13 protein-coding genes and 1 rRNA gene are annotated in these 14,425 nt (G+C 69.3%); 8 read left to right on the forward strand and 6 right to left on the reverse strand.

Going from position 1 to position 14,425, the window contains the following annotated elements; genetic code table 11:
* The first annotated feature begins 3 nt into the window (after positions 1-3).
* Positions 4-843 (forward strand): metallophosphoesterase family protein, encoded by an 840-nt coding sequence (locus tag DI276_RS36965; protein WP_112272341.1) that lies wholly within the window; start codon positions 4-6, stop codon positions 841-843.
* Complete coding sequence (locus tag DI276_RS36970; RefSeq protein ID WP_112272343.1) at positions 840-3,470, forward strand: ATP-binding protein; 2,631 nt, start codon at positions 840-842, stop codon at positions 3,468-3,470. Before DI276_RS36965 ends, DI276_RS36970 begins: the two co-directional genes overlap by 4 nt.
* On the opposite strand, the gene DI276_RS52635 is transcribed toward DI276_RS36970, so the two are convergent.
* Positions 3,451-3,642 carry a very short patch repair endonuclease gene (locus DI276_RS52635; RefSeq protein WP_232837177.1) on the reverse strand — a complete coding sequence of 64 codons (192 nt, stop codon included), beginning with the start codon at positions 3,640-3,642 and terminating at the stop codon, positions 3,451-3,453. The two genes, DI276_RS36970 and DI276_RS52635, sit on opposite strands and share 20 nt — an antisense overlap.
* Before the next feature lie 312 nt (positions 3,643-3,954).
* Between DI276_RS52635 and DI276_RS36980 the strand changes: the two genes are divergently transcribed.
* Complete coding sequence (locus DI276_RS36980; protein WP_112272345.1) at positions 3,955-4,587, forward strand: hypothetical protein; 633 nt, start codon at positions 3,955-3,957, stop codon at positions 4,585-4,587.
* 20 nt (positions 4,588-4,607) lie between these two features.
* Here the strand turns inward: DI276_RS36980 and eccCb are convergent, their stop codons facing one another.
* A complete protein-coding gene (gene eccCb / locus DI276_RS36985; protein WP_112272347.1) occupies positions 4,608-8,744 on the reverse strand; it encodes a type VII secretion protein EccCb in 4,137 nt (1,378 codons plus the stop codon).
* Positions 8,745-9,110, reverse strand: coding sequence for a hypothetical protein (locus tag DI276_RS51545; protein WP_198681134.1), 366 nt, complete (start codon positions 9,108-9,110; stop codon positions 8,745-8,747).
* A gap of 127 nt (positions 9,111-9,237) precedes the next feature.
* Here DI276_RS51545 and DI276_RS36990 point away from each other — a divergent pair, with 127 nt between their 5' ends.
* The 3 genes from DI276_RS36990 (at position 9,238) to DI276_RS37000 (ending at position 12,249) form a co-directional block, all read left to right on the forward strand.
* The gene (locus tag DI276_RS36990; protein WP_198681135.1) at positions 9,238-10,131 is read left to right on the forward strand and encodes a helix-turn-helix domain-containing protein; all 894 of its coding nucleotides are present in this window, start codon (positions 9,238-9,240) and stop codon (positions 10,129-10,131) included.
* A gap of 28 nt (positions 10,132-10,159) precedes the next feature.
* Positions 10,160-11,266 carry a hypothetical protein gene (locus DI276_RS36995; RefSeq protein ID WP_157985171.1) on the forward strand — a complete coding sequence of 369 codons (1,107 nt, stop codon included), beginning with the start codon at positions 10,160-10,162 and terminating at the stop codon, positions 11,264-11,266.
* A gap of 62 nt (positions 11,267-11,328) precedes the next feature.
* Positions 11,329-12,249 (forward strand): hypothetical protein, encoded by a 921-nt coding sequence (locus DI276_RS37000; protein ID WP_112272353.1) that lies wholly within the window; start codon positions 11,329-11,331, stop codon positions 12,247-12,249.
* On the opposite strand, the gene DI276_RS37005 is transcribed toward DI276_RS37000, so the two are convergent.
* Positions 12,222-13,022 (reverse strand): Rossmann-fold NAD(P)-binding domain-containing protein, encoded by an 801-nt coding sequence (locus DI276_RS37005; protein ID WP_112272355.1) that lies wholly within the window; start codon positions 13,020-13,022, stop codon positions 12,222-12,224. The two genes, DI276_RS37000 and DI276_RS37005, sit on opposite strands and share 28 nt — an antisense overlap.
* Before the next feature lie 88 nt (positions 13,023-13,110).
* Here DI276_RS37005 and DI276_RS37010 point away from each other — a divergent pair, with 88 nt between their 5' ends.
* Positions 13,111-13,470 carry a nucleotide pyrophosphohydrolase gene (locus DI276_RS37010; RefSeq protein WP_112272357.1) on the forward strand — a complete coding sequence of 120 codons (360 nt, stop codon included), beginning with the start codon at positions 13,111-13,113 and terminating at the stop codon, positions 13,468-13,470.
* Positions 13,467-14,057: an LURP-one-related/scramblase family protein gene (locus tag DI276_RS37015; protein ID WP_198681136.1), complete on the forward strand. Its 591-nt coding sequence runs from the start codon at positions 13,467-13,469 to the stop codon at positions 14,055-14,057. Before DI276_RS37010 ends, DI276_RS37015 begins: the two co-directional genes overlap by 4 nt.
* On the opposite strand, the gene DI276_RS50415 is transcribed toward DI276_RS37015, so the two are convergent.
* Positions 14,054-14,218: a hypothetical protein gene (locus DI276_RS50415; RefSeq protein ID WP_157985172.1), complete on the reverse strand. Its 165-nt coding sequence runs from the start codon at positions 14,216-14,218 to the stop codon at positions 14,054-14,056. The two genes, DI276_RS37015 and DI276_RS50415, sit on opposite strands and share 4 nt — an antisense overlap.
* Positions 14,219-14,357: 139 nt before the next feature.
* Positions 14,358-14,425: ribosomal RNA gene (gene rrf / locus DI276_RS53635) — 5S ribosomal RNA — on the reverse strand; the annotation flags it as partial.

The raw sequence follows: 14,425 nt of genomic DNA on the forward strand, positions 1-14,425 counted from the left end.
CCGGTGAAACTGCTGCTGTTCGCGGACCTGCACCTGGACACGCGTTTTTCCGACGCGGGTCCCGCGCGGCGCCAGGCGTTGCGCGACACGCTCGGCCGCATCGTCGAGCTCGCGGAGGAATCGCACGTCGATGCGGTGCTCTGCGCCGGCGATCTGTACGAGCACGATCGCTGTTCCCCTTCCACGGCCTCGTTCCTGCGGTCGTCGTTCGACTGCTCGGTGCCGGTCTACCTCGCACCGGGCAACGACGACTGGTACGGGCCGCAGTCGGTCTACCAGCAGGTGGACTGGACGCCGAACGTGCACGTGTTCTCCTCGGAGAGCCTGACGCCCGTGGAGCTCACCGACGGCGTCACGCTGTGGGGCGCCGCGCACGTCGGTCCCGGCCCGGCCCGCGACTTCCTGGACGGCTTCGCGGTGAACCGCGCCGGCGTGAACCTGGCGCTGTGCCACGGATCCGCGCCGGACGACGTCGCGATCACCGGCCTGGACCACGCCTTCCTGGGACACGTGCACACGCCGGAGCACGCCGTGCGCTACACGTTCCCCGGCAACCCGGATCCGTTGACCGCAGGCGAAACCGGTGAGCGCGGCGCCGTTCTGTGCACGGTGCACGAGGACGGCACGGTGTCGCGCGAGGTGTTCGACGTGTCGGCATCGCGGTCGCTCGGGCTGATCGCGGAGAGCTGCAAGGCGTTTCCGTTGCTGGACTTCGATTCCGTCGCCGGCGAACGAACCGTGCGCGGCCAGTTCGTGCGTGACGTGCTGGCGGATCCGTCTCTGGACACGGCGTTGCGCGGCCGCGTGCTCGCCACCGGTCTGCGTGCGTTGGAGGAACGATGAAGATCGAGTCGGTCACCGCGCACGCCTTCGGGCCTCTGCACGACCGCACGCTGCCGTTGGCGCCGGGCCTGACCGTGGTGTCGGGTGTGAACGAGTCCGCGAAGTCTTCCTGGCACGCCGCCATTCGCGCCGCGCTGTGCGGCGAACCGTCGTCGCGGCACCGTCCGTGGCACGGCGAGTCGTGGCGTGTGGCCGCAACGGTGTCGCTTGAGTCCGGCGAGGTCGTGTGCGTCGACCGTGACCTCAACGACGACGCCAGCCCGGACGTCGCACGGCGGGTCGGCCTGGACCGCACGTCGTTCGCCGCCACCGCGTGTGTGGACCAGGCGCAACTGCTGTCGGTGCTGGACGCGGCCGACGGCCTCCAGGACCACCTGCGCCGCGCCGCCGCCACCGCGGGCACGGACGGCACCGTGGAGCAGGCCTTGCAACGGCTCACCGCACCTGTCGACGCGTTGCGGGACGCCAGAAACCGTCTGCGGGAAGCCGAAACCGACCTGGACGTGGCGCGCCGCGAACACGCGCGATACCTGGAGCTGAGCGCACAAGCCCGCTCGGCCGCAGCGGCCCGCGCGCGCCTGGCCGTTGAGTCGCACGCTGCCGCGTTGGAGGCGTTGACCGTGCGCGCGGCCCGTCTGGCAGAGCTGCAAGAACGCTTCAGCGACGGCCCACCGTCGGGTCTGGCCGCGCAGGAGGAACTGACCCACCTGGTCAACCGCGCGCTGGCCGCGTGGCGTGCCGCCCCGACTCCGCGCGTGCTGACCGGTCCGTCGGCCGCGACGCTGGAAGGCGAGCTCGAAGCGCTGCCGGAGTTCCCCGTCGGCGAGACCGCACTGGACGACGAACTCCGCGTCGTCGCGACCGCCTACGAAACCGCGTCCGCAGTCGCCGCGGCCCACAACGAGCGCCGCCCGTCACCCGCCACCACGGCGGAACCGTCGGAGCTGCGCGGCCTCGCGACCCGCCTGGACCCGGCCGCCGGCTCCCGCCTGACCACCGCGTCCATCGAGGTGGACGGCGCCCGCCAGTTCCAGGACGAGGCCGCCGCCAACGCCGCCCGCGTCCAGGTCGAGGCCGACGTGGCCGCCGTGCGGGTGCAAGAGATCGCGACGCCGAACCCGGTGCTGCGCAACGCTTTGCTGGCGTTGAGCTGCCTGACGTCCGTCGTCGGTGTGCTGCTCTTCTTGGTGGACCAGCAAATGGCCGCGATCGGCGTGCTCGTGGCCGCCCTGATCGCCGGTGTCGGCGGCGCTCTGGCCCGCGGCAACGCATCCCAACGCGAAGCCGCCGTCTCCTTCGCCGCAGAACGCGCCGTCGCCGCCCAACAAGCGCGCAGCCTGCTGTTCGTGGCAGATCGCAGGCTGGCCGAAGCCGAGGGCCAACGAGCCGTGGCGTCGGAAGCCGTGCGCGTGCACGACGCGGCAGTCACGACGTGCGTCGCTCTCGGCGTGCCCCCGGACCGCGAAACGTTGTGGCGCTTGGCAAATCGCCCCGCATGGGAAGCCGAACACGCGGACCTGGTGTGTGAGGTGGCCCGCACCGAGAAGGTCGTGCGGGTGGAGCTTGCCGCGCGCGGCAAGGTCGAGAACACGATGTCCGTGCCGGACCTGCTGATCGACTACGAAACCGACTGCAAGGTCCGCGCCCGCCAAGCGTTGATGGCGGCCCAACGCCCGTTGCTGGCCCAAGCCCTGGCAGACCGCCGCCTGGCCGAAGCCACCGTCGCCGAGGCCACCCTCGCCCACACTCGCGCGCTGGCTCTGCTGCGCAACGCCGTGACCGCGATCGGCGGCTCCGGCGAGCGCCCGGAAGACCTGCTGCGCGCGATCGCCGAGTGGCAACGCGGCTGGGACCGGCTGCTGCGCGAGGCCGAGGAGGAGCGCAACGCGTGGGCGGAACTGCAGTCGCTGCTGGCCAACGGCACTCTGGATGACTTCGAAGCTCGCATTTCCGCCGCACATACCCACCACGTTCACCTGGTGGCAGACGCGCTCCGGTACGCCGCCTGCGATCCCGTTGATCCGTCCGCGGCCGCGTCTTGTGCCTCGCTGGCGGCGACCGTCGCCGAGGTTGCGCGGGTGCTGCCCAGCGTTCCGGATGCGGAGGAGGCGGTGCAGGCCGCCGCTGCTGAGCTGGCCGAGGTGACGGCGGAGGTCGAGGCGATCGATCTCGCCTCTCGCTACCTGGCTGCGGCGCGGGAGAAGGTGCACAGCACGATCGCGCCGGCGCTGGAAGAAGCATTGCGTTCGTGGCTGCCTCTCGTGACCGACGGACGCTATGTGGATGCCGCCGTAGATCCCGTGTCGCTGACCGTGCGCGTGTGCGCGGCTTCCGAGGCGTGGCACCAGGCTTCGCGGTTGTCGCTCGGCACGGCGGAGCAGGTCTATCTGCTGCTGCGGGTGGCGCTGGCTCAACACCTCGCTACTGAGGCGTGTCCGTTGTTGTTGGACGACGTGACGGTGCAGGCCGACGATGCACGGACTCGTGCGGTGTTGGATCTGTTGCTGCGGTTGTCGGAGGATCGACAGATCGTGCTGTTCGCGCAGGAGACCGCGGTGGTGGAGTGGGCTCGGGAACGGCTGGGTGAGCGGGACGTGCTGCACCAGCTCACACCGGTGGCGGCCTGATCGCGCGAGAGGCGACGAGCGCGACGACACGGTCGGCAACCTCTTCCGGGTCGTGCTCCCACACGCGCACGACGAGCCAACCCGCAGCTGCCAGCTGCACATCGGTGTCCCTGTCCCGGACGACGACGCCGTGCAGCTTCACCGTCCACCACTCGCGGTTCGCCTTGGGCACTTGGCCGTGCTCCGGACACGAGTGCCAGAAGCACCCGTCGACGAACAACGCGATCTTCCCCCTCGCAGCAGCACGTCCACACGTCTGCGCCGATTGGTGCCAGGCGGAGCGACGTCCACGAGGTAGCGCAACCCGCGCCGGTGCAGCGCACGCCGAACCGCCAGCTCGGGGGCGGTGCCGGTCCTCCGAGTTCTGCGCATCACGCGCGACGTCGCGTCCGAGCTGGCCGGCGGCGCGGGCCCCGCGTCGACGTAGCGGTACACGAACTGCAGTTTCCCGGAATTGTCAGACCCCGTCGCTACCGTCGGTCCCATGACCAACGCCGCCTTCCACAAGCTCACCCCGACCACCGACGAGCGGCTCGCCGAGCTGGGTCTGCGCCTCGCCGTCCTCGACCGCGCGATCGCCGCAGGCATCGACGCGCGCGCCGCCTCGCCGCCGTTCGGGCCCACCAACGCGCCGGGGCTGCTCGACTGGATTCATCGGGTGGGCACGCTGCGGCAGTTGCTGGCGGCGGAGGGGTGGCAGCGGCTCGACCACTGGAACGCGGGCCTCATCCGCCACCCGTCGCGGCCGATCCTGCTCGGCACCCTGCAGGGCAACCGGGGGACGGGGTCGGAGGACGCGCCGTTGCGCAGTGACTACGCGAAGGGGCCTGCTATTGCGGCGATGATGCGGGACAACGACCACGACCAGTTCGCGCTGTTCGAGAACGTGCGCAGCGAAGGGCTGAAGTTGTGGTTCCTGGTCACCTATCCGTTGCAGCTGGAGGATCGGCTGGTGGTGTTGCGGGAGGTGGCACAGCCGGAGCCGACGCCGCAGAACCAGATCATCGAGCGGTGGGCGCATCGGATTCCGTTGCCACCGATGGAGTTCCCGCAGCTCAAGGCGCCCAATGTGGACGGTCCGGAGGAGGTGGACTTCCCGATCGCCTTGCGCCGCTGAGCAACGGCACAACTGAACAGTTATTCGTGGTCGGTCCAGGCGAACTGCAGACGCTGCTGACCGTGCTTGCGGGTGACGAGAGTGCCTCGGCCAGGAGGCTGCGACGACGGCTTGAGGTTGCCGACGATGTTGCCCTCCTCCCTGGAGCCGGACCCGACGAAGAGCGGCGTGGCGAGTTCCTTCAGCTTGCCGAGCACCGGGTCGAACAGCGCGCGTGACACGCCCCCGGTATGCCGCGCCACGACGACGTGCAGGCCGACGTCCTTGGCTTGCGGCAGGAACTCGACCAGCGGCTGCAACGGGTTCACGCCGCCCTGCGGTGCGACGAGGTCGTAGTCGTCGATCACCACGAAGACCTCGGGACCCGTCCACCACGAGCGATCCCTGAGCTCTTCCTGCGTCACATCAGGCCCAGGCAGGCGCCTCTTCAGCGACGCGGACACCTCGCGGACCGCGTCGGTGGTCTGCTGTGCCGACACGCTGTAGACGAGCAGTTGGTCGGTGTCGATGAAGCCGAGCATCGTGCGGCGGTAGTCCACCAGGACGATCAACGCCTCCTTCGAGGTGTAGCACCGCAGGATGCCTCGCACGATCGTCCGCAGCAGGTTCGTCTTGCCCGACTCGCCGTCGGCGAACGCCATGAAGTGCGGTTCGGCGTCGAAGTCCAGGTGCACGGTGCCCAGATCGGACTCGTTGACGCCGATCGGGACCTTATGTCCCGGCATCTCCTGCAGCTCGCGGACACTGATCTTGTCGGGCAACAGCCGGACCGCGGGCGCGCGGACGCCCGGACTCCCTTCCGACGCACGGGAGATGAGGCCCTGCAACGCTTCCGAGGTCGTCGCGGGATCGGGCACGCCGTCGACGCGCGGCAACGCGGTGAGGAAGTGCAGCTTGTCCTGCGAAAGACCGCGGCCCGGCCGGTTCACCGGGACGTTCACCTGCGTCCTGCGGTCGATCTCCGACTCGGACGGATCACCGAGGCGCAGTTCGAACCGCGTGGTCAGCAGGTCCTTCATCGCGGGCCGGATCTCGGCCCACCGGTTGGTCGCGATGATCACGTGCACGCCGTAGGACGGGCCGTTCGTGGCGAGCGCCTGCACCTGCGGCTCGACCAGCTCGAAGTCCTGGCGGAAGCTCGCCCAGCCGTCGATGACCAGGAACACGTCGCCGAAGTCGTCGGTGGTCTCGCCGCGCCGCCTGCGTTCGCGGAAGTCCGCCATCGACTCGATGCCCAGCTCGCGCCACCGCCGCTCGCGACCGGCGACCACGGTCTCCACCTGCGCCACCATCCGGCGCACGAGGTCGGTGTCCAGTCGCCCGGCCACACCGCCGACGTGCGGCATCGCGTGCAGGCTCGCCAGCCGGCCGCCGCCGAGGTCGACGCAGTAGAACTGCACCTCCAGCGGTGTGTGCGTCAACGCGATCGACCCGATGATCGTCCGCAGCAGGGTCGACTTGCCCGACTGCGGACCGCCCACGACGGCGCCGTGGCCCGACCCGTTCGCGAAGTCCGCCCACAGGTAGTCGCGGCGCTGCTCGAACGGCTTGTCGACGACACCGACCGGAACCACCAGCGGCGGGGTCGCGGACACGGCGATCTGGTCCAGCGTCGGCGACTGGTCGAGCGGCGGCAGCCACACCTCACGCGCCGCGGGGCCACGACCGGCCATCCGCTGCACCAGGGCTTCGAACAGCGGTTCCGGCGAGTCGGCCCGCGTCCCCGAGACGTAGAAGGCGTCGAACCGGACGAGCGGCGAGCCCTGCGCGTAGAGGTAGCCGGTACCGGGAACGGCGGGCAGTTCGTACGCGTCCGGCACGCCCAGCACCGCGCGGGACTCGGTGGCGGAGAAGGTCTTCAGGGCGATCCGGTACGACAGGAAGCCGTCGAGCCCGCGCAGCCTGCCCTCGTCCAGCCGCTGCGACGCGAGCAGGAGGTGGATGCCGAGGCTGCGGCCCAGCCGGGCGATCGCCATGAAGACGTCGAGGAAGTCCGGCTTCGCGGACAACAGCTCCGCGAACTCGTCCACGCACACGAACAGCAGCGGCAACGACGGCTCCGCGCCGCTTTCCTCGTACTCCCAGCGGTTCTTGTGGTGCCCGGCCCCCAGCAGCTCCTGGCGGCGGGAGATCTCGCCGGCCAGCGCCTCCCGCAGCCGATCGACCATGGCGAGGTCGTTGCTCAGGTTCGTCACCGTCGCCGCCACGTGCGGCGCGGGCTCGAAGCCGCGGAACGTCGCCCCGCCCTTGAAGTCGATCAGGATCAGGTTGAGCGACTCCGGCGAGTGCGTGGCCATCAGCCCCAGCACCAGTGTCCGCATCAGCTCCGACTTGCCGGAGCCGGTCGCGCCGATCACGATCCCGTGCGGCCCCATGCCCTCGAACGCGGCTTCCTTCAGGTCCAGCTCGACCAGCTCGCCGTCGAGACCGACCCCGAACGGGACCCGGTACCGCTGCTGGACCGGTCGCACCCGCCACGCCTCGTCCACGTCGGCCGGGAGTCCCAGCACCTGCAGGAAGTCCTTGGGCGGCGCCGGCTCCGCGGCACCGGACACGACCAGGTCCTGCGCGACCGACGGATCCTTCAGCCGCGCGATCAGCTCGTCGATGTCGGCGTCGTCCTCGTCGTCGTCCTTCGGCACCGCGCAGAGGAACCGGCGGCCGCCGTGCAGACCCCAGCCGGCCTGCTCCGGCAGCGTCGCGGCGAGCTCGGCGCTGATCCGCGACTGGGCCGGATCGTCGAGCACGAGCTCGACCTTGCCGGGCAGCAGCCTCGCGAGCTGCGGCGGGATGTCCTGCCAGTGCCGGGCCGTGATGATCACGTGCACACCGAAGCCCAGACCGCGGCTCGCCACGCCGTGCACCAGCCGATCCAGCTCTGGCAGCTTCTCGCTGAACTGCTCCCAGCCGTCGATGACGAGGAAGACGTCGCCGTGGTCACCGGGCGGCAGCACGTTCCGCCCGCGCATCCGGCGGTACGAGTTGAGGCTGAGGCCGGTCGAGCGGAACAGCCGGTCGCGCTCCGCCAGCAGCGCGTCCAACGTGCGGAACAGCGCCTTCACCTGATCTTCCTGCGCGGGCCCGAGCACGTTCTTCAGGTGCGGAAGTGCGTGCAGGGCACCGAACCGACCGGCCGAGTCGAGACAGTGGAAGCTCACGTCTTCAGGTGTCCGCCCGGCCGACAACCCGGCCATGAGGGTGTGCACGAGCGTGGACTTGCCGGAGTAGATGCGCCCGACGATCGCCAGGTGCCCGTCCTGGCCCGTCAGGTCCAGCCGCAACACGTCGTCGGCCGCCGAACGGTCCTGGTACGCCCGGCCGATCGGGATCTGCAACCGCGTCGGCTCGATCTCCGCCGGCAGCAGGTCCGCGACGACCGGCGGCCGGTCGAGCCCGTCGGTGACCAGGCGCCGCGACTTGACGTTCGCGATCTTGAACGAGCCCTCGGACTTGTTGCTCCTGGTCGGCGTCTGGTTGAGCCCGCCGCGGGCGACCTCGGCCCGCACGTAGAGGTACAGGTCCTCGGCGCTGATCATGCCCGCACCCGGTTGGGCGGCCGCGCCGGTGCCCAGTCCCTTGAGGACGGCGTCGGTGAACGCCGAGAACCGCTGCGTCTCGCCCCACTTCTGCCGGTCGTCCTCGTACGCGTACTCCAGCTCGTTGGTCGCGGTGATCACGTACGTGCCGCGGCCCAGCTGGTGGTCGACGTTGACCTTCGACGCGGACATCTCGGTGGGGCGCTTGGTGAACATGCCGCTGAAACAGCAGTCCAGCAGCACCATCTTGGCGCGTGCCTCGCACTCCTCCAGCAACCGCTGCACCACGTACGCGGGCACGCCGGTCGAGTACGGCGCCTTGCGGTCCGTGTCGTGCGCGGCGAAGAAGAGCTGGTCATGATCGTTCTTGATGCCGTGGCCCGACAGGTACAGCAGCACCTCGTCGTTGACGTCGCGGTCGCGCAGCAGCTGCTCGAGGCGGTGCTCGATCACGCTCTTGGTGCTGTCGATCAGGACCGTCGCCTGCTCGAAGTCGCCCACGAGCGGGTCGCGCAGCAACTGGGCCAGCTGCTGGGCTTCCTCGGCCACCGACAGCAGCGGGTCCAGCTTCGGGTCGAGGTACCGCGACGTCGCGATCAGCAGTGCGAGACGCTTGCTCATCTACTCGACCGGCTCGTCCCGCTCGTCCGCGAGCAGCTCGACGAGGGCGAGCTGGTCCTTTTTGGACACTCCGGTGAGCTCCACCTTGCGCTCGCCGTCCTGCCAGACGACCGACCTGGCCTTGGTGCGCCCGATGTAGGCGGTGATCACCCGGCCCAGGGTGGCGACCGTCGCGGTCGAGAAGGCGCCGGTGATGATCAGCTCACCGAGCTGTGCCGCGGTGCCCGTCTTGCTGTTGGCCGGTACTTCGCCCTCGCCGCGGACGACCTTCACCAGCCCGGTGGTGCGGAGGTCCTTGAACAGCGACGTGGTCAGGCGGTCCAGCTCGGCGTCGTCAACGGCGCCGGCGTCCACCAGCAGCTTCACCTCGGTCACCCCACACATATATCAAGATCGCCTGCGGTGGTGGTCCGAACGGCCCAAGTGCAACCGATCGGACTCATCCCGGCCCCACGTGGCGCCCGGCTGGGCCAGCGGTGAGAATGGCCGGATCATGTTCACCCCGTCGCGACTCACGCTCGCCCGCACCCGGCGCGGACTCACCGCGGCCGAGCTCGCCCGCAAGTCCGGGGTGCCGGCGCGGGCGATCGGCGAGTACGAGCGCGGACTGCGCAGGCCGCGGCCGTCCACAACGGAGTCGCTGGCGGCGGCGCTCGGGTTTCCGGCGTCCTTCCTGACCCTGCCGGAACCGCCGCGGCCGCAGACCGCCCCGCGAGGTGCGCAGGCCACGGCGGCCGCGCAGCTGGCGATCGAGTTCAACGCGTGGCTGGAGCGGTTGTTCGTGCTGCCGCAGCCGGATCTGCCGCCGCCGCGCACGTCGCCGGAGGACACGCGGCTGGCGTGGCGGCTCGACACGCTGCCGGCACCGAACATGGTGCAGCTGCTGGAGTCGCGTGGCGTGCGGGTGTTCTCGCTGCCGGTCGACTGCGCCGAGCAGGAGGCGTTCTCCTGCTGGCACAACGGGACGCCGTACGTGTTCCTCAGCCCGGCGGCGACGCCGGAGCAGGCCAGGTTCGACGCGGCGAAGCAGGTCGCGGTCCTGCTCGGCCACGACGAGTCCGAGGAGTTCGCCGCCGAGTTCCTCATGCCCGAAAAGCAACTGCCCGGCACGAGCCACCTGCACTGGCACGTGTCCGAGACGCAGTTCGCGACCCGCGCCAACGCGAGAGCTCACGGACCGATGGCGCGACGAGAGACGTCGAAGCTGCTCACCAAGGTCTTCAAGGTGCTGCGCGAGAACGGCACGACGCCGCTGCACGTCGCCAAAGAGCTGAGCCTCGGCCTGGAGGAGCTCAACGGCCTGGTGTTCGGCCTCGTCCTCACCGCACTGCCAGGTGGTGGAGAACCAGGACCGCGAGGACGTGCGCGCCTTACCCTGGTCCACTGATCGACCTGGGGGACCAGAGATGATGTTCGTGCGCTATCTCTTGGCGCTGCCGTTGCTCCTGCTCAGCTACGTCGGTGTGCCGGCCGCGTACCGGACCCTGTCGACGTACCTGTTCCGCAGAGGAGACGGGTTCGACTTCACCGCTCAGTTCCTGAAGAACCTCACCGGCTACGACGGGTTCTGGCCCGTCCCGGTGGCGGTGCTGCTCTTCGCGGGGCTGTGGTGGATGACGGCGGCCTGGCCGAGGATCGCGTTGCTGCCGGCCGCGCCGCTCGCGTTCATGGGAGTCCTCACCGGACTGATCGACGGCTGGCAGAAGCTCGTGCTGGGCGTGGCGACCCCGGCCGTCGCCTGGGGGCTCGCCTGGCTGGCGGCCAAGATCGTGTCGCGGCCGATCACCCGCGACGTGCGGCGTTCGGCCGTCGAGGTGGCCATCGGACTGCGCGGCGACGGCAGGCTGCGGGTGCAGTCACGCCGGCTGCTGCTCGACAAGCTGCCACCGCCGCGGCACCCGGAGGCGCCGGTCGGGCGTGTCGCGATCCGGTTCGACCGGATCAGCCACGTCGAGGCCGGCACGGTGCACACACCGGCGCAGTGGCGGTTCGGCAACACCAGCGAGCTCACCCTCACGCCCGGCCCGGTGCTGCGCGTCATCGGCGGTGGCCAGGAGTGGCTGCTGCCGGTCGACGACGTCGAGACGACGATGCGCCTGGTCGTCGAGCGGGCCAGGGCGCGAGCCAAGGCCGATCCGCGACCGCCGCTGGAGAACTCGCGGTGGGCGAACGCCAAGAAGCTGTGGGACCTGCAGGACAAGCAGTCGATGCAGCCCAACCAGCAGAAGGTGAAGCACGGAATGCACCACGCGATGCTGGTGCTGAGCGTCCTCACCGCGGCGATGGCCGGGTATGCGGTGTTCCGCGTCTTCACCGACAGCTGGGGCTTCCTCGTCGGCGTGCTCTTCTTCGGCGGCGTCTCCTACGGCTTGGCGCGGGCGTGGGCGTCGCTCGGGGCCACGCAGAAGCTCGCGGAGGAAAATCCGCGGCCACCGATGGCTGACGATCCCGACCCTCGACGCATTCCGGTCACCGGCTGGAGTTCTCAACCAGTTGTACTAGGCCAAACGAGCGATTTGTGAAACGCATCGCTGCCGATACCCGACACTGAGAGTGACGGGTAGCCGAGTCGTGAGGACGCCCCATGACGATGCAGCAACGCACAGAGCCCTCGCCCGCAGCAGTCCTGATCTCCGTCGCCGTGCTCGCGCTGGTTCTGACCGTTGCTTTCGGCCCGCTGGGCTTCGTCATCGGGCTCGCGTTGTTCGCGTTGATGTTCATCGGCACCAAGAACAGACCGACGCCCGAGCAGATCGTCCCGACGCGCACCCGCTCCCGCATCCGCCGCCTGTCCACGACGGGGCGGGTCGCGATCGTCGGTGAGTCGCACTACCAGGACGCCATCGCCGAGGTCGTGAGGCACGCGACGGCCCAGTCGCTCGACGAGGCGATCCCGGCTACCGCGGTGCTCGTGCCGGAGACCGTCAACCGGCACGACGACCAGGCCGTGCGCGTCGACCTGCTGCGCGGCGACGGATCCGCGATCACCGCCGGCTACCTGCGTGACGACCAGGCCGCCGACTACCGGCCACTTCTTCTCGAACTGGCCGAGCACGGCGAGGTCGGCGCATGTCCGGCCCGGATCGTCGGCGGCGGCCAGCACAGCTATGGCGTGCACCTGCACCTCGGTGCCCCTCGGCTGCTGCTGCTCGACCACGAGGCTCTCGGCACGGCACCGACGATGCCCGCCGAGCAGCAGGTCACCGTCACGGGCCAGGACGCACATCAACTCGTGCTGCACCGCGTCGTCAACGGCCGGACACCCGTCCACGTCATCGCGGAGCTCCGTGACTGCCGCATCGCTCACGGCACGCACGTCGGCGAACACACCCTCGAGGTGCTCCTCGAAGGGGAACGCATCGGCCAGCTCAGCTACGCGATGGGACTGCGCTACTGCGACCTCGCCCAGGAGTGGCGTGCCCGCACGGGACGGGCGCTCTGCGAAGCCGTCATCACCAACGAGGGCACGCGCGGTCTTCAGGCGAAGTTGCTGCTGCCCAGGTAGTCGGCGAACGTGCGCGGCTCACGCCCCAGGACGCGCTGCACTCCGTCGGACAGGTGCGCCTCGGCTCCCGTGCGGATGCGCACCAACAGCATGGTCACGAGGTCGGCGATCTCGTCGGGATAACCGAGCCCGCGCAGAGACGCCGCGAACTCGTCCGGATCGACGTCTGCATACAGAATGGGGTCGCCAGTCACCTCGACGATCCGCGCCAGCATCTCGGGGAACGACAGCGACTCGGGCCCGCTCAGCTCGTAGGTCTGCCCGGCGTGACCCGGCTGAGTCAGCGCGACGACGGCGACCTCGGCGATATCCAACACATCAATGAACGGGTGGATGCCCTGGCCTGCGGGCACCGCCAGCTCGCCCTGCTGAACGGGACCGGCGAACAGGTCCTCGTCGAAGTTCTGCATGAACCACGTCGGACGCAGGATCGTCCACTCGACGCCGGACTCCTTGATCGCGGCCTCGAACGGGTCGTCGTCAGGAGCGCCGCGCATGGACAGCAGCACGAGCCGGGTGACGCCGGACTTCACGGCGAGCGGCACGAACTCGGCCAGCTGCGCAGGGTTGTCCGGCGGGACGACGTAGACGGCGGTGGCGCCGGCGAGGGCAGGCTCCCAGGTGTCGGGCGCGGCCCAGTCGAACCTGGTGGCCGACGACCGCGACGCAGGACGAGCGGCGGGGCCGAGCAGTGAGGTGACGCGGCGGCCGGTCTTGCCGGTGGCGGCGAGCACGAGGATGGACGACGACTTGATTCCGCTCAATGTTGACATGACTAGAGCCAATCAACGTTGACGCGGACGATCCATGCTTGATTGACCGCCATCCTTGCTCGTTCGTCCAGGTGGTACTTAATGGGTCATGAGTGAGCGTGATCTCGTGGACCTGAGGGATGCGTTGCGGGCGTTCGCCGCTGCCCGCGACTGGGACAGCTACCACACGCCGAAGAACCTGGTGATGGCGTTGTCCGCGGAGGTCGGCGAGCTCACCGACCTCTTCCAGTGGCTGACGCCCGAAGAGGCAGAAAATGCGATGAAAGACCCAGACCTCGCTTGGAACGTGCGAGACGAGCTCGCCGACGTGATGCACTACCTCACCAGGCTGGCGGACAAACTCGGGGTCGATCTCGTCGAGGCCGCGTTCGCCAAGATCGAGCGCAACGAGCGCCGGTTCCCCACTGGCAGCCTGGTTCCTGTCCCAGTCGAGAAGGGTGAGCCGTGAGTCTGCAAAGCGTGCAGGTCCTGCACGTGCACCAGAAGGTCACGTTCATGACCAACCGTTACGAGGTCTTCGTCGACAACGCCGGCGAACCGGGCGAGCTGGTCGGCTACGCCGAGCAGAAGAAGTTCAAGATCAAGGAACGGATCACGATCTACACCGACTCGTCGAAGAGCCAGGTGCTGTTCGAGTTCAACGCCCGCAAGGCGCTCGACCTCGGCAGCGGCTACGACGTGACGGACGCGCAGGGCAGGTCGATCGGGTTGTTCCGGAAGGACTTCGCGAAGTCCTTGCTGCGGTCGACGTGGCACCTGGAGCAGCCGGGCTGGGGCAAGACGACGGGCGCCGAGCGCAACAAGTTGTTCGCGGGCATTCGCCGGCTGTGGCAGTGGATCCCCATCGTCGGCGAAGCGCCGTTCCCCATGCGGTATCACTTCGACTTCACCAAGGAGAACGGCGCTCCCGTGTTCAGCGTCGACAAGAAGACCTGGATCCGCGACCACTACCTGGTGCCGATCCAGGATCCCGGCGTCGACCGGCGGCTCGTGATCGCTCAGGCCGTCGCGCTCGACGCGCTGCAGTCCCGCTAGAGGTACGTCAGCAGGAGGAGGATCAGGCACACCAGCAGCACGACGCCGAGCACCGCGGGCAGGATTGACTGCGAGGACGGCGCGGGCTCGCGGGCGTGCCTGCCCCGCCTCCTGCGCGCTCGCCACCGCAATGGTGCCTCCCCTGCCCACTGATCGTTCATGACGATCACGGTAGGGACGGACAAGCCGAGCTCGGCTCACATCACCCGCTCGCCGGGTTACGTCACCCTGTCGGCGGCTCAAGCATGAAAAAACCCTGCGGGGAGCGCATGAAGCGCTCAACCCGCAGGGCCAAATTAAGTTCGGCGGCGACCTACTCTCCCACACCGTAACCAGTGCAGTACCATCGGCGCAGAAGGGCTTAACTA

The organism is Lentzea terrae (assembly GCF_003265345.1).
GTDB lineage: Bacteria > Actinomycetota > Actinomycetes > Mycobacteriales > Pseudonocardiaceae > Lentzea > Lentzea terrae.